Origin of the sequence: Paenibacillus sp. PK3_47 (assembly GCF_023520895.1) — a bacterium.
Classification (GTDB): Bacteria; Bacillota; Bacilli; order Paenibacillales; family Paenibacillaceae; genus Paenibacillus_AQ.
In genome coordinates this window covers 6,554,420-6,571,755 of the sequence record NZ_CP026029.1, presented here as the reverse complement: position 1 = coordinate 6,571,755, position 17,336 = coordinate 6,554,420, and the positions used below count along the sequence as shown (strand labels likewise).

Genomic DNA, 17,336 nt, shown 5'->3' with positions numbered 1-17,336 from the left:
TTCGTGTAGATTAAACGAAAATCCTTTGGTCTTCATCACTCGCACAGAGATTATTAACATAATGTAATTATTTGAACATAAAAAAGGGCAGTAGATAAAGCATTATTAATAAAGTGGTAACATTTTCATGAGCATAGGTTACAAAATTGTGATATATTCATTACTGTCAGTTTACAATTGTTCCGGCATGATATGCCAGCGGACATAAGGAGGCGCACATGAAAATCAGACTTAAAGCTCTTACGGCCATGGCAGCAGCCATCGGCATCAGTACCATGCTGCATGCAGCACCAGCCCTGGCGGAACGCGTACATATTGCAGGAGAAAACACTACTTATTATACATTATCCACTTATTACGGTATTAACATGAATGACATCATAAGTGCCAACAAGTCGGTTGCAGCGGAAAACATTTACCCCGGTCTTAAGCTTAACATACCCGGGGCTGCACAAGCCAAGACCGTTACTGCAGCAGCCTCTGCTCCGGCATCCATCATTTCGGCCAGCCTGAACGTTTCGCCGGACAGCAGCAAGGTTGAGGCCTGGGGCAAAGAATTCAGCTATGACAAAGTGCTCCAGGTTAAAGCATCCGCATATTCATCGGCAGCAAGCGAGAACGGGAAATGGGGAGCCGTTGATTATTTCGGAAATACGCTGAAGCTGGGTACCATTGCCGTGGATCCAAGCGTGATTCCGCTGGGCACCAAGGTCCTGGTTACCGGGCATTCCCATCCGGGCCTGCCTGATCAGGCGTTTATGGCCACTGCAACAGATATAGGAAGCGCCATAAAGGGCAAACGGATTGATATCTTCATCCCCGGGAGCCAAAGCTTTGTAGCTGATTTTGGATACCAGTACGTCAATCTCTTCATTATAAAATAACCGCATCACATCGCCTGTTAAGCAGTACGCATCCATAATACAGATAAAGGAAACGAAGACAGCAGTATAAGCTGTCTTCGTTTCCTTTTTTTATCCCGATTTTAGCTTGCCTTTCATTTGCTTTTACTGATCTTCAGCATCTGCGGAACGGTTACAAAGGTATAGCCTCTTTTGCGCAAAATGCTGATGACCTCCGGAAGCGCCTGAATGGTTCCATTCAGATTGCTGCCCTTGCCGCCGCCGCCGTGCTGCAGAATGATCGCCCCTTTGCCTGCCTGAGCCAGAATATTATTCCTTACCTGAGCCTTCGGCAGGCTTCTCCAGTCCAGTGAATCGACATTCCAGTTCACCAGCTTGTAGCCGCGGGCTTTTGCCCATTTCAGCTGCTGTTCACTGACGTCACCGTAAGGCGGGCGGATCAGCCGGGGCTTGTAACCCGCAACCGCTGAGATGATATTTTCTGTGCGGACAATTTGCGAGCGGAAGGCATTCAGATCCAGCTTGCCGAACTCCGGATGATTATAGGAATGATTGCCGATCACATGTCCTTCGCGGATCATCCGGGCTACAAGGGCAGGATGCTTTTCCGCCCGGCTGCCGACGACAAAAAAGGTTGCTTTCACGTGATACCTGCGGAGCACATCCAGCAGCTGCGGCGTAAAACGCGGATCCGGAACATCATCGAACGTGAGGGCGATCATTTTATTGCGCGGCCCCTGTGTCATGATGGTCTCCGGATATTTCCGGATAAGCTGGCTGAGGGTTAAGCCTTTGCTGCGTTTTTGGCGCCGGGCTTCAGCCTGTGCTGAAGCGGAGCCTGCCGGAATGGAAGGATCGCTGCGGTCATCCGCCGCCGGCAGCGGATTATATTCTTTATTATTATAAAATTCTGCAGCAGGAGAGGAGACAGAACCAGATTCGGCGCTGGCAGACGGGCAGGGAAGCATAAGGAAGACGGCTGTGACAATGAGCAGTTTTTGAAGCTTCAACAAATTATCCATGAACTGACCACTCCTCCCGGGTAACCCGATGGCAATCATTATCTTCACTTGTTATCCCCACCCAGACAGCGGATTATGCCGCGGTACCTTGTGAAGGAGGCGAGATTTATTACCTCTAATAATGGGTGTATACTATAGCAGCGGGAGAAATGACTTCCGTAATTACAGCGGACAGGAAAGGACGGGACGGAATTGACGGATTTATTTACCCCTTACAAACTGAAGGAACTTGCCTTGAAGAACCGGATCGTGATGCCGCCAATGTGCCAATATGCAGTGGAAGCGCAGGATGGTATCCCTACTGACTGGCATTTTGTGCATTATGTCAGCCGTGCCGTCGGAGGTACCGGGTTCATTATTGTAGAGATGAGCGGTGTGCACCCGGACGGGCGGATTACAAATCAGGACACCGGAATATGGAGCGATGACCAGATTCCCGCCTACCGGAAAATAACGGATGCCGTACATAGCTATGGCAGCAAAATTGCCATTCAGCTGGGGCATGCCGGACGTAAAGCACAGGATGCCGAGCCGCCTGTTGCTCCGTCTGCCATCCCATTTGATGAGCGTTCCAAGACACCTCAGGCGCTTTCAACAAAAGACATTGACCAGCTTATTGCCGCGTACCGCGAGGGAGCGCGCAGAGCAGTCGAGGCCGGATTTGATACCGTAGAGCTCCACGGTGCACACGGCTATCTGATTCACCAGTTTCACTCGCCGCTTACGAACATCAGAGAAGATGAATACGGGACCGATTTGGCATTGTTCGGCGAAAAGGTTGTAAAGGCTGTAAAAGAAGTGCTGCCTGAGGGGATGCCGCTGATCATGCGCGTTTCTGCCAAAGAATATGTAGACGGCGGGTACGATGAAGTTTACGCGTTAGAATTTTGCCGCCGTTACAAGGATGCGGGGGTGGAAATGTTCCATGTATCTTCAGGCGGTGAAGGGCCGATCGGCTCGAATGGCGGGCCCCATGCAGGACCTGGTTACCAGGCAGAACTGGCACAGTATATCGGCAGCGGCCTGCAGGTTCCCGTCATTGCGGTAGGACGGCTGGAATCCTATGAGGAAGCCCAGTCCATCGTAGCCGGAGGGAAGGCGGAGCTGGCGGCAATCGGCAGAGGAATGCTCAGCGACCCTTACTGGGCACTGCATGCGGAGGAAGCGCTTGGCGGTGTGGCCAAAGGGAATGTGCCCAAGCCTTATGAGCGCGGAGTGTGGAAAAGAAAATAGTCAGCTGACATTTATGCCGTTCCATCGCGGCACTTTAGATGAAATTTCGCAGAAGGCCCTCAATGTGGCTCCGCCAAATTCGAGGCTTCCATAACCATGTCATTCTTAGGACATCGTTATATCAGGATATATATTGTGAAATATGTCACAGATTTTAAGCTCCTTCTAAGGCATGGTTAATAAGATAAAATTTGAAGGAGCTTGATAACGTGGCAACGGTGATAAGTAACGAGCGGCTGACTGATGGAGTGTACCACCTTCAGGTTGAAGGAGAATACGGCGGGGCAATGGGTCAATTCTACATGCTGCGGGCATGGGGAGCCTATCCGCTGCTGTCCAGACCGCTTAGCATACATCAAGTAACGGACAGGGGTGTGGACTTTCTCTATCATGTAGTCGGAGAAGGAACAGAGATTTTTGCGGGTCTGACACCCGGTGACAGTATAGAACTGGAGGGGCCGTTCGGCAACGGATTTCCTGAAGTGGAGGGCAGGATTGCCCTGGTCGGGGGCGGCATTGGCATTGCGCCGCTCTATTATTGCGCCCAGAAGCTGCCGGGCAGCGATATCTACCTGGGCTTCAGCCGTGAAGCTTTCCGGACCGAAGCCTTCGGCCCACTGGCCGGCGAACTGAATATCAATGTCGGCGGACTGGTGCTGGACAGTGTTGATTTTACCGCTTATGATCATATCTTCGTCTGCGGACCTCATCCGATGCTCAAGGCGGCCCAATTAAAGGCGATGGCAGCTGAACAGGAGGGCAGGGGGCCGCAAGTGTATCTCTCCCTGGAAAACCGGATGGCCTGCGGCATCGGAGCCTGTCTTGTGTGCAGCGTCTCCTGCCGGGACGGCCAGCGCAAGGCTTGTGCGGACGGGCCTGTTTTTCTATCCCGGGAGGTGATCTTCCATGATTAATCTGACGGCAAATATCGCAGGTGTCCACTTCAAGAATCCGGTTGTGATGGCATCCGGGACCTTCGGCTTCGGCCGTGAATACGGGAAGCTGTATGATGTGTCCATGCTGGGCGGCATTTCGGGCAAAGGACTTACGCTGCATGCCAAGCCGGGCAATCCGGGGGTGCGGGTGTATGAGACGGCTTCAGGCATGCTGAACAGTGTCGGTCTTGAGAATCCCGGAGTGGAGGCTTTTTTATCCAAAGAGCTTCCCTATTGGGAGACGCTGGACACCGCCAGAATCGTAAATCTTGGAGGCAATACCCTGCCGGATTATGTCCTGGGGGCAGAACTGATCCAGCAGGATGACGATGCACGGAGGCTGGCCGGCAAACGGGCGGTAGATATGATTGAGCTGAATATATCCTGTCCTAATGTAAAAGAGGGCGGCATCGCCTTCGGCGTCAAAACGCCGGCAGCAAGAGAGGTAGTCCGTGCGGTCAGAGCCGCGACCAGACTGCCCCTTGCCGTGAAGCTGTCTCCGAATGCCGAGGATATTGCCGAAATGGCTGAGATGTGCGAGGCTGAAGGTGCGGATGCTGTCTCACTGATTAATACAATCTCCGGCATGAAAATTGATGTCCGCCGCCGCCGCAGTGTATTTCACAATCTGTATGCCGGTCTTTCCGGCCCCGCGATCAAGCCGGTGGCCCTGCGCATGGTCCATCAGGTTGCGAAGAGAGTGAGCATCCCGGTTATCGGCATGGGCGGAATTACCTCTGCTACGGATATCATTGAGTTTATTATGGCCGGGGCGGCTGTCATTCAGGTGGGCACCTATAATTTTATGAATCTCCGGGCAGGCAGTACGCTTGTAGAGGAGCTTCAGCAGTTTATGATCGAAGAACACATTTCATCCCTGGACGAAATCCGCGGAATTATTTAAGGCGCTTAGCCTGAGATATCTTTGTTCACCCGGGGTAATATAATGGGAGGAGGGATGCTGCTTGACTGTACAGAAGTTCCAGCCTGAAGATATCGAGCTTACAGCTATGGATGTCGGCCGTGATCTGCTGGTGCTGATTACCGGAGGCGTCCGGCATATCGGGGCTGCGAGCACCGCTTATGCTGAAGACGGCAATGTTAAAGCACAGACTTCCGCAGTTCCCCATCATAAGGAGCATACCATCAGCGAATCCATTGCACTGAAACTTGCCTCGGCGCTTGGCAGAACAGTGACAGTGGTTATGGGCATTCATTATGACAATCTCAGCAGGGAACAGATTGGAAGGGTCGTCGAAACCGTCAACAGCAAAGTGGATGAATATTTATTGCAACATATTTGAAACGATGATGGTATTTCGTGCGTAAGAGATAACATATGAGCAAATCACTTTAAATTTGGAGGAATGAACCATATGTCTATATTCAAAAGATTGCGTGACCTGACCATGTCCAACGTGAATGCGATTATTGACAAAGCTGAAGACCCGATCAAAATGACGGATCAGTATATCCGTGATATGACCGAAGACCTGGAGGATGCCGAAAAAGCGGTTGCCGCCCAAATCGCAATTGAGAAGAAGTTCAAGCAGCTGTATGAAGAGCAGGAAGCACTTGTAGCAAAGCGTAACCAGCAGGCTCACACCGCTGCCCAAGCCGGCAATGCCGATCTGGCCCGCCGTGCACTGGAAGAGAAGAAAAGTGCGGAAGTGAAACTGGTAGAGTACAAAACCAGCTTCGACCAGAACAAGGCATCTGCCGATAACCTCCGTGCCAAGCTGGAAGAGATGCGCAAACAGCTTACCCAGATGAAGAACAAACGCGAGACGCTGGTTGCACGTTACAATGCAGCTAAGGCGCAGACCGAAATCAATAAGGCTATGAGCGGATTCAGCTCGGATTCAGCTTCTGCCGGACTGAAACGGATGGAAGAGAAAATGCTGGCCGCTGAAGCCCAGGCTGAAGCAAGCAACGAGATGAATTCCGGCAACAAATCGCTGGATGACGAATTCGAGAAGCTCGGCAAGGACCAGGCTGTAGAAGACGAGCTGGCTGCATTGATGAAGCAATACGAGAAACAATAAGGATAGTCAATGTACCGGACGTTATCCCGGTGTACACAAGCGAAGGGGAGACAGAAGCAAGTCTTTCTCCTTCGCTTTATCTATGCTGCCCGAAAAGGCAGGTATACTGAATAAGCGGGGGCTAGTTCAATGGATTTCCAAGACCTGGTGTCCATGGTGGTGTGGACGGTGAGCGGCGCAGTGCTGCTGAGTTTGCTGATGTTCGCAGATTCGCTTTTTACCCGTTACAATGATATGGAGGAGCTGCGCAGCGGCAACATGGCGGTTACGACACGTTTTGTGCTGAAGCTTCTGGCCCAGGGCTACATTCTGGCTTCCTCTATTCATGCTTCGAACGGGCTTGTGGAAGCACTGGTTGTCTCCGTCGTTTCTTTTATACTGTTAATTGTATTGGAAAAGACAGTCCACCTGCTGTTGGCCCGGTGGGGCCACCTTAATCTGGACCATGGCACACAGCTGGGCAAAATAGGCTATGGACTGGTCTCCGGCTCGCTTCATGTGACCGGTGCTTTGATCATAGCTGCTTTTATCCGATAATAAATTACTTACAACTCTACAGAAGGAATGATGGCGTTGAGTATATGGAAAAGGATTGGTAATCTCTTTTCGAAGCCTGAGGCGCCGGCTGTGCCGAAAAGCATGCTGAATCTTTCTCCCGGTGACATCTGCGAAGTTTCGCTGGTGACTTATGAGGTTACGGGACGGACACAGACCAGCGGACGTAATGCGGCAGTACTGACACTTCGCGACGGAAGCCGGATTGCCTACCTGTATATAGAACAACGTGAGCAGCTGCTCTATGCGCTGTATCAGCCGATTGACGGAAGACTGGATAATCCCGCCGAGGTTCCGGCTACTTTGGAGCTGGATGGATATACGTTTCATATGGAAGAAGAGTATGAAGGGTACACGGCTGTCACCGGGCAGACCCCGTTCATGAACGGCGGGCAGCAGCATGTCTGGCAGTATCAGTCTGATGATTACCGGCTGCTGCGGGTGGAGTGGCAGAACGGGCGGTTTATGCTCTATGAAGGGGAGAAGGTTATTCCCGCTGACGTCAGAGTGATCAGAGCCTCCTGATCAATTCATAGAAACGCTTTAACATCTGCTTAAATAAGATGCTTTCTCCAGTATGCGGGGGGCATCTTTTTTGCGGTTAGCCGTTTAAGGGCACAGCGGCCTAAATTTCACTTTACAGAATGTCATGTTAAAATAAGGCTGTACTTGGCGCACCGATGAGAGTGGCTGCCACATACAAATGAAGGGAGGGCCACAAATGACACTGAACCATCAGGAGGACAAGCCAGATCTGAAATTTCACCGCAAAGCGCTGCAGGTCGGGGAGGCCCAGTCCCGGGTCATGGAATATGCCCAGCTATTAGCTGCCGAAGAGGTACCGCTGAATCAGAGCTGCGGGCGATATCTGGCTGACGAGCTGATTACGCCGCATCCTTTTCCGGCGTTTAACCGTTCGGGAATGGACGGTTATGCGTTAATTGCAGAGGACACGAAGGACTGCGGAAGCGACAACATCGTATGGTTGAAGGTTGTAGATGAGATTCCCTGCGGTGCTGTTCCCAGCGTGGATATCACACCGGGTACGGCTGCACGGATTATGACCGGTGCGCAGGTGCCAGAGGGCGCGGACACCGTTGTCATGTTTGAGGTAACTGAAAGCCTCGAGAAGGATGGTGTTACCTATGTGGGGATACGGAAGCCACAGGCCGCAGGCCGCAATGTTACTCCAATTGGACAGGAGCTGCGGACAGGAGATCTGGTGCTGCCGGCAGGCAAGCTGATCGGAGCAGGGGATATTGCTGCCCTCGCCGCAATGGGCGTGCATACCGTTAAGGTGCACCGCCGGCCGAAGATTGGCATTTTTGCTACAGGAAGTGAACTGCTTGAAGTGGATGAACCGCTGCAGCCGGGCAAAATCCGCAACAGCAACTCTCCGATGCTGGAGGCACTGGTGCGAGAGGCTGGAGGGGACCCGGTAATGCTCGGGGCGATTGCCGACGATCTGGAGCTGGCCCGCAGCAGAGTACACATGGCGCTGGACAGCTGTGATATGGTAATCACTACTGGGGGCGTATCGGTTGGCGATTACGATATAATGGGCGATCTGGTCCGCGAAAAAAGCGGGGACATGCTCTTCAATAAAGTGACCATGCGCCCGGGAAGTGTCACGACAGCGGCTGTCCGCGGCGGCAAACTTCTGCTCGCGCTGTCCGGTAATCCGGGAGCCTGCTTTGTCGGATTCCAGCTGTTTGCCCGTCCGGTCATTGCCCGGATGCAGGGCGCGGCCCATCCTTTTCTGCCGGAATGGACTGCTGTGCTGGGAACAGATTACAGCAAAGTGAACAACTATACGCGTTACGTGCGTGCCCGTCTTGAAATACGTGATGGTGTTGTACATGCTTATCCTGCCGCAATCGATGAATCATCCGTGATGGTAACGATCAAGGACAGCGACTGCCTGATCATCGTTCCGCCGGAGGAACGCGGCATGTCCGCCGGAGCCAAAGTAACTGTACTCAAACTTCCGGGGGAAATATATGAAGCCTAAATCAGCACCTGCGGTCTGCCAGATCGCCGGTTACAAGAACAGCGGCAAGACCACACTGATTTGTGCCCTGATTCCGCTGCTGCAGCAGCAGGGCTGCTCAGTGGCGGTCATCAAGCATGACGCTCACGGTTATGATATGGATCATCCCGGCACGGATACCTGGAAACAGCGGCAGGCCGGGGCAGCGGCAATTGCCATAACAAGCAGTACGCGTACTTCTGTCATTGAGGAGCGGAGCAGCAGTCTGTCCGAGCTGATAAAACGTTTTGCCGGTTATGATTATGTGCTGGTGGAAGGCTTCAAGACAGAAGCTTATCCCAAAATCGTATTAATCCGTCATGAATCCGATCTTGAGCTCCTGCAGGAAGCAGTGAATGTCAAGGCAGCCGCCGTTTGGGAGCCAATGAACGATGCGGCCGGTAGACAAGCAGCCCAATCCGGGGGAATCAGCCGGTTTGACATCAACGATACCGCTGGAATCGCCGGATTTTTGTGGCAGCAACGAACTAATTTTCAAAATTTCAACATATGAAAAATTCAAAATAGAGAGTCCAAAGATTTACGGATGACTATACTCCATATGTCTCTTCCAACCCCGGTCAAAAGGAACAGCGGCCCGGTTCTCCCGCATTGCAGGGGAAACGGGCCGCTGTTTTTTTTATATGCTAGTAAACACAATGGAAATATATCGTCAGACGGCAGTCCAATGGGCAGGATGCAAGAGTCCAGGAGGCAGCTGGGTCTTCGCGTCACCTTGTGCCGCATTAAGCTGGGACTGGGTCAAAAAAATACAATCCGTAAGATTGGCCCCGCGCAGGTTGGTATCCCTGAAATCAGCGCCGATCAGGTCGGCAGACCTTAGATCACTGTAACTGAGGTCGGCTGCGATCAGAAACGCTCCTCTCAGATTCGCACACCGCAAATCAGCGCCTTTTAATTTGGCTCCGATCAGATCAGCGCCACGCCCGAATTTTTTTCGCCCTTTTGGCGAAAGCTTGAGCTGCCGGCTGGCGGCCGCTCTCGCCAGCTCGCTTGTCCGCAGCAGCAGCTCATTGACATTCCCGCGGTGGGCGGACACATCCAGCTCCAGCAAAGCTTCAGGCGGAAGCTCTGTCAGCTTGACTGTTGTCTCAAGTGCCGAAGTCAGTTCAAGGTGTATCGGTGCAGAGGACGCGAGTGCCAGCGCTTCCCGCAAATACCACAGCAGCTCATGAAGCTGGCGCATCACCGGAAAGACGTTGAACATTTGACCGGCCGTTTCGGGTGCCTGACGCCAGTCGCGGCCTTTGTAGGTTATATTGGATACCTTCTGGCCTGCGCCGAAGCAGTCGTATACCGTGCAGCCGCGGAACCCTTTTTGCCTGAGGCTTGTATGTATGACGCACCGGAAGTCCTGCTGCAGATTGTGGCAGGGCTGGCCGGCAGCCTTATCTATGGCAAAGTCAACAGATGCAGCAAAAGGCAGGGCCGCACAGCATAATCCGAAACAGCTGCCGCAGTCCGATTGCAGGTCAAGCGCTGCTCCGGCAGCCGGGGCCGTTGAATAGTTGGAATGTTCAGCCAAAACTAATTCCCTCCGTTAATAATGGTGTAATCAGCTCTCCGCACGCCGCTCAATGGCTTCAGACATCGTTTTGTCTGTCAGGTGGGCGTAGACCTCTGTAGTTTCGGTCGAGGCATGTCCGAGCTGTTCTTTTGTTTTGTAGATATCATTTTGCAGATAATAATCTGTCGCAAAGGAATGCCGCAGCTTGTGCACGGTCAGGTAGGGCTTGCCGAACCGCTTGGCATATTTGATAATCATCTCCTGGATCGCCCGTTTGGTCATCCGTTTGCCTTCCTGGCTGCCGTTGGGCAGGGTAATGAATAAGGCTTTTTCCCTTTTTGGCGTTTTGTAGCGGGACTGGCGCAGGCTCAAGTATACAGAAAGGTCATCCTTGGCCTGCTCCCGGAAATACACAGGAGTCTTGAAGGTTTCGTCATTGTTGCCTTTACGGTATACATAGAGCAGTTTGTTGTTCAAATCCAGATCATCCACGTTGAGATTAACGACCTCGGAAACACGGAGCCCCGAGTTCAGAATGAGGCTGGCGATACAGGCATCGCGCTCACGGTTCAGCTGGAAGGAATAATAAGCCTGCTTGTTATTTTCCACATCACGGCCGTATCCTTCATAGATGTAGCCGACGAACTCCAGCAGCTCCTCGTCCTCGAGAATTTTGCCTTTCAGCTTGGCAGCCGTATCCTTCGGTTTGTGAATCCGTTTGATTTCCACCTTAGCCATGATGTTGCGCTTCAGCAGCGGATAGAAGTTTTCGTCCTCGGCAATCTGGCTTAAATAATGGAATAAAGAGCGCAGCGCCGAAAGCTTGCGGGAAACCGTCACCCTTGTATTCGTGCTTTCCGCCCGTGTCGTTAAGTGCAGGCGGTACCCGACAATGCTGTCCATATGCAGGGTTTCCAGATCAAGCAGGGTAATACCGGCATTCGTCTCCGCTGTGGTCAAGCCCTCCGCACGGAGCCATCCGAAAAAAGACTCGTAATCACGAATATATTCCAGCAGTGTGGAGGGCGACAGGTCAGGGCGTTTGTAATCGATAAACTGCTGTACATACCAGGGCATAAGGGGCAGCCGGTCATCCAGCTTTTTCCGGTCGCTGTTTTTTTGAATGCTCATGACGATCACCTTTTTCTAGTTTCCCAAAGTTTATTAGTGCTGTTCCGTTATTTTATCATGTTTTGTAAGGCCCGGGGAATGTTAAGGGAGAAATCGGCTGCCTTGCGGCGCAGGAAACAAAGTTATATGATGTGAAGTAAACGTTAAGCATAGAGGTGATCCTAATGGAACTCGGAATCGAACTGGTACCCAGAGAACGGAAGCAGATCATCAGCAGATTGATGCAGTTCTATCTGTATGATTTCACCCGCTACCTGGATATTGAAATAGACCGCGACGGCGCTTTTCCGGCATATACCGGACTTGAAGCCTACTGGAGCAGCGGTAACAATAAGTATGCGTATTTATTTACAGCGGATGATAACATCGCCGGGTTTGCGCTGGTGGACAGGCTGGTGCGCAGTTCTGAAGGCCAGTTTTATATGACTGAGTTTTTTGTGCTGCAAAAATACCGCCGCAGCGGCGTAGGCACCTGGGCTGCCCACAGGCTGTTCGACATGTTCCCGGGGGACTGGAAGGTGTCGCAGGTCCGCGCCAATACACCAGCCCGTAATTTCTGGCACAGGGTCATCGGCAGCTATACCGGCGGAGATTTTACCGAACGCTTTAATCCGCAGCAGGGCAACCCGAGTCAATATTTCAGCACATTAAGTATTAACAAGATAAAATAAAACCGGCAAATGCTTCTTTATTGCTTTAGCGGGGCTAAGAAACGGGTAACTACAGAGTGGGTGACGCAAGCCTTGAAATGATCCTTATAAGGGCAAAGGAGGATACATGATGGAGAAGCGCAAGTATGGTAACACGGATATGCAGGTCAGCATCCTAGGATTCGGCGGTGCGGAAATCGGCGGTGAAGATGAAGGGACAGTCGACCGGCTGCTCGGCAGCGCGCTGGATGCAGGCCTGAACCTGATTGATACGGCGGAATGCTACGGGCGGAGTGAAGAGCTGATCGGCAAGACACTGGCCGGCCGGCGTGACGATTATTATTTGTTCACCAAATGCGGACATGCCTCCGGGCTTGATTTTGCCGACTGGGATCCGGTGCTGCTGGAGAAAAGCATTGACCGCAGCCTGAAGCGCCTGAATACCGGTTATGTCGATGTCATTCATCTGCACAGCTGCAGTGAGGAGATCCTCCGCCGCGGGGAAGTCATCCGGGTGCTTGAGAAGGCCAAAGAAGCCGGGAAGACCCGGTACATCGGATACAGCGGGGACAGAAATGATGCCTTGTATGCTGTGCAGACAGGGCTGTTCGACAGCCTGGAAACGTCGCTCAATATTGCCGACCAGGAGATGATTGATCTGACCCTGGATGAGGCGGTAAGCAGGGGAATGGGCATCACAGCCAAACGGCCGATTGCCAATGCGGCCTGGGCTTTTGAATCCTTTGCCGAGACCGACTATCCGTATATTTACTGGAAAAGACTGCAGGAGCTGAACTACGGATTTCTTGATGATGTGCAGCATGGTGTAGAGGTTGCGCTGAGATTCACACTGAGCACTCCAGGTGTCCACACAGCGATTGTAGGGACGCGGAATCCCGACCGCTGGGTACAGAATGCCGCACTGCTGGAAAAAGGAAAGCTGCCCAGTGATTTGTATCAACAAATCCGTTCCCGCTGGCATGAGACCGCCGGAGCGGACTGGGTAGGCCAGACTTAACTCCTGATTACAGGAGGATGACGATACAGGTATTGAGTATAATGGACGTACCGTCATGGCGCGGTACGTCTTTTTATTTTGGCGTACATATAACTTATTCGACGCCGGGAATAGAAAAGAGGCTTTACATGCAAATGCAAAGGAAAAACAATATACCCGGAAGTTTTAAAATTCTGATTTCGCTGCTGACCGCTTTGGCCGGCGGAGGACTCTTCATGTTGCTGAAGCTTCCGGTTCCCTGGCTTCTCGGTCCTATGATTGCTACGCTGATAGGGAATAACGTATTCAAAAAGCATTATGAATGGCCCGGGCAAATCCGCAATGCCGGAATGATCATTGTCGGCTATACCATCGGTTTGTCCTTAACCGCACCAGCGGTGAGGGAGATGTCCGGACAGTTTCCTTCCATGCTGATGATGACGCTGCTGCTGCTATTGTTCTGTGCCGGCATGGCCTGGGTGGTATCGCGGATATCAGGCATCAATTACAAAACAGCACTGCTTGGCACCATCCCGGGCGGACTGACCCAGATGCTGGTGCTAGCTGAAGAATCGGAGGATGTTAACCTCACTGTGGTGACAGTAATCCAGGTGGTCCGTCTGATCATGATCATTGTCAGTGTGCCGCTGCTGATATTCAGCCCTTTGTTTGATAACGGCTATTCCGCAGGAGGTGCTCCGGCAGCAGCGGCAGTCACCGGCTGGGAGAGTCTGTTTCCCAATATTGTGTACTTTGCGGCTGCATGCACGGTTTGTGCTGTTCTTGGCCAAAAAATCAAATTTCCAACCGCCTATCTGCTGGGGCCGGCATTTATCACCTCCATCCTGCAGTTTGCGGGGCTTCATGCCCCTGTGCTGCCTGACCTGTTAACCAATGCGGCGCAGCTGATGATTGGCATCTATGTAGGCCTTCTGCTTGACCCGCGCAAGTTGAACAATAAGCTGCTGATACTGTCTCTGGCGCTGGGAAGCAGTATGGTATTGATTGGCGGGGCGTACGGGCTCAGCTATATTTTTGCCTATGCGGAGTCGGTATCAGGTTCTACCGCACTGCTGAGCCTGTCCCCCGGCGGCATGGACCAGATGAGTCTGATTGCACATGAAGTAGGAGCTGATCTGCCCCTAGTAGCGGGATACCAGCTGTTCAGGACGTTTTTTATCTTTTTTGCGGTTCCGCCGATCTTCAGAATGATATTCAGAGCGAAGAAAGGACAAAATCCTGTAGTCAGTTGACATCATTTATGGGAGTTCTGCATAGCGTATTCTCCGGTAATTACCGGAAATACGCTATTTTTTGTATAAATTTGAGTTAGTATGTAACAATTCTTGACACGAATATTTGGTTCAACTAGGATATTTATAAGCAGTTTACAATAACATTCAGCAAGATACAGTAGGTTTTGTTTGCATAATAATGTTCTTACATAAAGGAGGGAGTCCGTTTGACACAGCCGCGCGCCCATAAGAGCCTCATTGAAAAGGTTGTATTTTCCAGACAGTATCCCGTTATTCTTGGCGACACCGTAGGAGTGACCTCCACTTATCAAAGACTGCATGCCCATGATGCGCTGGAGATTAATATGATCAAATCAGGGACGGGTTACTATATGATCAACGGGGAGCGGTATGATTTCCGTGAAGGGGACATTCTGCTGATTAATTCCAATGACCTGCACTGTGCCTATGAGACCGAGAATCTGATCATGCTGGTGGTCACCTTCGACGCTTCCTGGTTTATGGGCATGGTGCGCTGTGATCCGGATGTGCTGTCTCCTTTTAAGGAAATGGGCCTTTATTTCAGCAATCTGCTGGACCGTGACAATGAACATATGGGGATGCTCCGCGCACTTCTGCTGCAAATGCAGGAGGAACATGAAGGGGGACAAAGATCCTACACCTCTCTTGTCTATGCCCATTTGCTGCAATTCTTCGTGTATATCAACCGGTATTTCCGCATGGATTCCCTGCAGCCAAGCAAATCCACCGTCACTGCCACCCAGCTCGAAAAAATCTGGCATGTCACCCGCGTGATGGAAGAGCAGCCCGCTTATCCGTGGACGCTTGAGGAGCTTGCCGCCCTGGTCTATTTAAGCCCTTCCCGCTTCAGTGATATCTTCCGCCGCACAGCCGGCATGTCCCCGCTGCTGTATTTAATCCAACTACGCCTGGAGAACGCCTATACACTGCTGCAGACAACGGACCGTAAAATCCTCGACATCGCCCTGGAGTGCGGATTCCGCACCTTATCCAATTTTAACCGCCTGTTCAAACGCCATATCGGAACCGAGCCCCGTAACGTCCGTACCCAGACTGCCCTTATCGACAGTAAGATAGTATCAGTTTTTGAGCGATTAGGCGGAGTGTCTGAAATGGAATAGGTTTATGATGAAGTCAGTAAATATAACAACATAAGTTATCAGTATTAACAAGAAGTAAATGGAAGAGGAGGTTAAAATGCAGAAGATCGCTTATCACATGGAAACAAAAGAGGAGATCCGGAAGCCAAATGCAGTGAAACGCTTTGCCCGGCAGTGGGATCTTCAGCTGATGGTGCTTCCGGCCCTGTTCTTTATCCTCGTATTCAGCTACATTCCGATGTACGGTGTCCTAATGGCTTTTCAGGATTACAATCTGTTCAAAGGGTTCGGTGGCAGTCCGTGGGTGGGGGTAAAGCACTTTGAAATGTTTTTTGCCGCACCTGAATTCTGGACGATCATCCGCAACACGCTCGTCATCAGTCTCTTGAAGCTGCTGATCGGGTTTCCGGCACCCATTCTGCTGGCGCTGATGCTTAACGAGGTGCGCAGCAGAGTATTCAAGCGGACGGTGCAGACGATCAGCTATCTGCCGCATTTTCTATCCTGGGTCATTGTCTCCGGCTTCGTCATGTCCATGCTCTCCACGGAGAACGGCAGTGTGAATATGCTGCTGCAGCAGCTGAATCTGATCAAAGATCCGATCAACTTTCTCTCCCTGCCGCAGTATTTCTGGACCATCCTCGTTACTACCGGTGTATGGAAGGAGATTGGTTTTTCCTCCATTGTCTATCTGGCAGCCATCGCCGGGATTGATCCGCATATGAATGAAGCGGCTTCAATGGATGGTGCAGGCAAGCTCAGACAAATGTTTTCCATTACTTTGCCGTCTATCCTGCCTGTCATTATCGTCTTTCTGATTCTGGCGATCGGCAATCTTCTCAGCGCAGGCTTTGAAGACATTCTCCTGCTGGGCTCCAATCCCGTGCTTCGCGACGTCGGAGATGTCATTGACACCTATGTATACCGGATCGGTATACAGAACAACCGATATTCTTATGCCACGGCAGCCGGATTGTTCAAATCTCTAATCGGAGTGTTTCTGCTCGTCGGTGCTAACTATGCCGCACGGAAATCCGGGAACAGCCTATGGTAAAGAATGAAAGGAGCAGGTGCAGATGAAGCTGTCAGCCGGTGACCGGACGCTCGTAACGGTAATATATATTTTGCTCGCCATATTAGCCTTTATGTCATTTTATCCCTTCTGGAATGCTGCGGTAATTTCGTTTAACAACGGTACAGATACTATGCGCGGCGGGATAACTTTTTGGCCGAGACAGTTTTCGCTGGAGAATTATTCGGTGGTATTCCAGGACAGCCGCCTGATTAACGGTTTTATGATCTCAGTGCTGCGGACCGTAATCGGCACGCTTGCTTCCATCGCTGCTACAGCGGTGTTCGCCTATGGTATGAGCAAATCGGAGCTGATGGGACGCAAATTTTATATGGTGTTCTGCATTATTACGATGTATTTCAGCGGCGGTCTGATTCCAACCTTTCTGCTGATCCGCGAGCTGGGGATGTTCAACTCCTTCTGGGTCATGGTTATCCCGGGACTGATCAGCGTGTGGAATATGATTATTTTCCGGACTTTTTTCAAAGGAATCCCTGCCGGTCTGGAGGAATCCGCGAGAATCGACGGCTGCTCCAACTGGGGGGTGCTGATGCGGATCGTGCTGCCTTTGTCAGGGCCGGTGATAGCGACTTTATCCTTGTTTACTGCCGTTTATCACTGGAATGACTGGTTCACACCAAGTATCTATATCAGCAACATCGATTTAATGCCGATTCAGACCAAGCTGCAGCAGATCCTCAACTCCAACATCATGGCGGAACAGATGGCCCAGCTGGACGCGGCTGCACAGGGGCGGATGAACAAAATGCGCGCGGTAACAACGAAATCCCTGTCCATGGCCACGATGATGGTCGCTACCATTCCGATTTTATGCGTCTATCCTTTTCTGCAAAAGTACTTTGTAAAAGGTGTTATGGTCGGTTCACTAAAAGAATAAA

The 17,336-nt window shown here is 51.4% G+C and carries 19 protein-coding genes; 16 read left to right on the top strand and 3 right to left on the bottom strand.

Annotated elements, in window-relative coordinates; all coding sequences use genetic code 11:
* Nucleotides 1-218 precede the first annotated feature (218 nt).
* Entirely contained in the window at nucleotides 219-884 is a 666-nt protein-coding gene (locus C2I18_RS28525) for a 3D domain-containing protein (protein ID WP_249899063.1), read from the top strand.
* Between the two features lie 113 nt (nucleotides 885-997).
* On the opposite strand, the gene C2I18_RS28520 is transcribed toward C2I18_RS28525, so the two are convergent.
* A complete protein-coding gene (locus C2I18_RS28520; RefSeq protein WP_249899062.1) occupies nucleotides 998-1,885 on the bottom strand; it encodes a polysaccharide deacetylase family protein in 888 nt (295 codons plus the stop codon).
* A gap of 192 nt (nucleotides 1,886-2,077) precedes the next feature.
* Here C2I18_RS28520 and C2I18_RS28515 point away from each other — a divergent pair, with 192 nt between their 5' ends.
* From C2I18_RS28515 to mobB, 9 genes are all read left to right on the top strand, one after another.
* Nucleotides 2,078-3,118 carry an NADH:flavin oxidoreductase/NADH oxidase gene (locus C2I18_RS28515; protein WP_249899061.1) on the top strand — a complete coding sequence of 347 codons (1,041 nt, stop codon included), beginning with the start codon at nucleotides 2,078-2,080 and terminating at the stop codon, nucleotides 3,116-3,118.
* A gap of 209 nt (nucleotides 3,119-3,327) precedes the next feature.
* Nucleotides 3,328-4,032 carry a dihydroorotate dehydrogenase electron transfer subunit gene (locus tag C2I18_RS28510; RefSeq protein ID WP_249899060.1) on the top strand — a complete coding sequence of 235 codons (705 nt, stop codon included), beginning with the start codon at nucleotides 3,328-3,330 and terminating at the stop codon, nucleotides 4,030-4,032.
* Complete coding sequence (locus C2I18_RS28505; protein WP_249899059.1) at nucleotides 4,025-4,957, top strand: dihydroorotate dehydrogenase; 933 nt, start codon at nucleotides 4,025-4,027, stop codon at nucleotides 4,955-4,957. Before C2I18_RS28510 ends, C2I18_RS28505 begins: the two co-directional genes overlap by 8 nt.
* 61 nt (nucleotides 4,958-5,018) lie before the next feature.
* Nucleotides 5,019-5,357 (top strand): prenylated flavin chaperone LpdD, encoded by a 339-nt coding sequence (gene lpdD, locus C2I18_RS28500; RefSeq protein WP_249899058.1) that lies wholly within the window; start codon nucleotides 5,019-5,021, stop codon nucleotides 5,355-5,357.
* A 72-nt stretch (nucleotides 5,358-5,429) separates the two neighbouring features.
* Nucleotides 5,430-6,098, top strand: coding sequence for a PspA/IM30 family protein (locus tag C2I18_RS28495; RefSeq protein ID WP_249899057.1), 669 nt, complete (start codon nucleotides 5,430-5,432; stop codon nucleotides 6,096-6,098).
* A gap of 129 nt (nucleotides 6,099-6,227) precedes the next feature.
* Entirely contained in the window at nucleotides 6,228-6,635 is a 408-nt protein-coding gene (locus C2I18_RS28490) for a DUF350 domain-containing protein (protein WP_249899056.1), read from the top strand.
* Between the two features lie 36 nt (nucleotides 6,636-6,671).
* Complete coding sequence (locus C2I18_RS28485; RefSeq protein ID WP_249899055.1) at nucleotides 6,672-7,178, top strand: DUF4178 domain-containing protein; 507 nt, start codon at nucleotides 6,672-6,674, stop codon at nucleotides 7,176-7,178.
* A gap of 196 nt (nucleotides 7,179-7,374) precedes the next feature.
* Complete coding sequence (locus C2I18_RS28480; RefSeq protein WP_249899054.1) at nucleotides 7,375-8,664, top strand: molybdopterin molybdotransferase MoeA; 1,290 nt, start codon at nucleotides 7,375-7,377, stop codon at nucleotides 8,662-8,664.
* Nucleotides 8,654-9,196 (top strand): molybdopterin-guanine dinucleotide biosynthesis protein B, encoded by a 543-nt coding sequence (mobB, locus tag C2I18_RS28475; RefSeq protein WP_249899053.1) that lies wholly within the window; start codon nucleotides 8,654-8,656, stop codon nucleotides 9,194-9,196. The genes C2I18_RS28480 and mobB overlap by 11 nt, the downstream gene beginning before the upstream one ends.
* Before the next feature lie 159 nt (nucleotides 9,197-9,355).
* On the opposite strand, the gene C2I18_RS28470 is transcribed toward mobB, so the two are convergent.
* Nucleotides 9,356-10,228 (bottom strand): pentapeptide repeat-containing protein, encoded by an 873-nt coding sequence (locus tag C2I18_RS28470; protein WP_249899052.1) that lies wholly within the window; start codon nucleotides 10,226-10,228, stop codon nucleotides 9,356-9,358.
* Nucleotides 10,229-10,258: 30 nt separating this feature from the next.
* On the bottom strand, nucleotides 10,259-11,341 hold the full coding sequence (gene xerS / locus C2I18_RS28465; protein WP_249899051.1) for a tyrosine recombinase XerS: 1,083 nt from the start codon (nucleotides 11,339-11,341) through the stop codon (nucleotides 10,259-10,261).
* 164 nt (nucleotides 11,342-11,505) lie between these two features.
* On the opposite strand from xerS, the gene C2I18_RS28460 reads away from it, so the two are divergent.
* The 6 genes from C2I18_RS28460 to C2I18_RS28435 all read left to right on the top strand — a co-directional run bounded on the left by C2I18_RS28460 (nucleotide 11,506) and on the right by C2I18_RS28435 (nucleotide 17,335).
* Nucleotides 11,506-12,012, top strand: coding sequence for a GNAT family N-acetyltransferase (locus tag C2I18_RS28460; protein WP_249899049.1), 507 nt, complete (start codon nucleotides 11,506-11,508; stop codon nucleotides 12,010-12,012).
* A gap of 109 nt (nucleotides 12,013-12,121) precedes the next feature.
* Entirely contained in the window at nucleotides 12,122-13,009 is an 888-nt protein-coding gene (locus C2I18_RS28455; protein WP_249902280.1) for an aldo/keto reductase, read from the top strand.
* Between the two features lie 128 nt (nucleotides 13,010-13,137).
* Nucleotides 13,138-14,241, top strand: a complete 1,104-nt coding sequence (locus C2I18_RS28450) for an AbrB family transcriptional regulator (RefSeq protein ID WP_249899048.1) — start codon at nucleotides 13,138-13,140, stop codon at nucleotides 14,239-14,241.
* 209 nt (nucleotides 14,242-14,450) lie between these two features.
* Nucleotides 14,451-15,386, top strand: a complete 936-nt coding sequence (locus C2I18_RS28445) for an AraC family transcriptional regulator (protein WP_249899046.1) — start codon at nucleotides 14,451-14,453, stop codon at nucleotides 15,384-15,386.
* Nucleotides 15,387-15,483: 97 nt separating this feature from the next.
* A complete protein-coding gene (locus C2I18_RS28440; RefSeq protein WP_249899045.1) occupies nucleotides 15,484-16,419 on the top strand; it encodes an ABC transporter permease in 936 nt (311 codons plus the stop codon).
* Nucleotides 16,420-16,441: 22 nt separating this feature from the next.
* Nucleotides 16,442-17,335: a carbohydrate ABC transporter permease gene (locus C2I18_RS28435; protein ID WP_249899044.1), complete on the top strand. Its 894-nt coding sequence runs from the start codon at nucleotides 16,442-16,444 to the stop codon at nucleotides 17,333-17,335.
* Nucleotide 17,336: the final 1 nt, after the last annotated feature.

Excerpts from the sequence above, each read along its gene's own strand:
- C2I18_RS28440 (WP_249899045.1), top strand. The coding sequence starts at position 15,484 with ATGGAAACAAAAGAGGAGATCCGGAAGCCAAATGCAGTGAAACGCTTT.
- C2I18_RS28450 (WP_249899048.1), top strand. The coding sequence starts at position 13,138 with ATGCAAATGCAAAGGAAAAACAATATACCCGGAAGTTTTAAAATTCTG.
- C2I18_RS28505 (WP_249899059.1), top strand. The coding sequence starts at position 4,025 with ATGATTAATCTGACGGCAAATATCGCAGGTGTCCACTTCAAGAATCCG.
- C2I18_RS28495 (WP_249899057.1), top strand. The coding sequence starts at position 5,430 with ATGTCTATATTCAAAAGATTGCGTGACCTGACCATGTCCAACGTGAAT.
- C2I18_RS28435 (WP_249899044.1), top strand. The coding sequence starts at position 16,442 with ATGAAGCTGTCAGCCGGTGACCGGACGCTCGTAACGGTAATATATATT.
- C2I18_RS28490 (WP_249899056.1), top strand. The coding sequence starts at position 6,228 with ATGGATTTCCAAGACCTGGTGTCCATGGTGGTGTGGACGGTGAGCGGC.
- C2I18_RS28520 (WP_249899062.1), bottom strand. The coding sequence starts at position 1,885 with ATGGATAATTTGTTGAAGCTTCAAAAACTGCTCATTGTCACAGCCGTC.
- C2I18_RS28480 (WP_249899054.1), top strand. The coding sequence starts at position 7,375 with ATGACACTGAACCATCAGGAGGACAAGCCAGATCTGAAATTTCACCGC.
- mobB (WP_249899053.1), top strand. The coding sequence starts at position 8,654 with ATGAAGCCTAAATCAGCACCTGCGGTCTGCCAGATCGCCGGTTACAAG.
- xerS (WP_249899051.1), bottom strand. The coding sequence starts at position 11,341 with ATGAGCATTCAAAAAAACAGCGACCGGAAAAAGCTGGATGACCGGCTG.
- C2I18_RS28455 (WP_249902280.1), top strand. The coding sequence starts at position 12,122 with ATGGAGAAGCGCAAGTATGGTAACACGGATATGCAGGTCAGCATCCTA.
- C2I18_RS28460 (WP_249899049.1), top strand. The coding sequence starts at position 11,506 with ATGGAACTCGGAATCGAACTGGTACCCAGAGAACGGAAGCAGATCATC.
- C2I18_RS28525 (WP_249899063.1), top strand. The coding sequence starts at position 219 with ATGAAAATCAGACTTAAAGCTCTTACGGCCATGGCAGCAGCCATCGGC.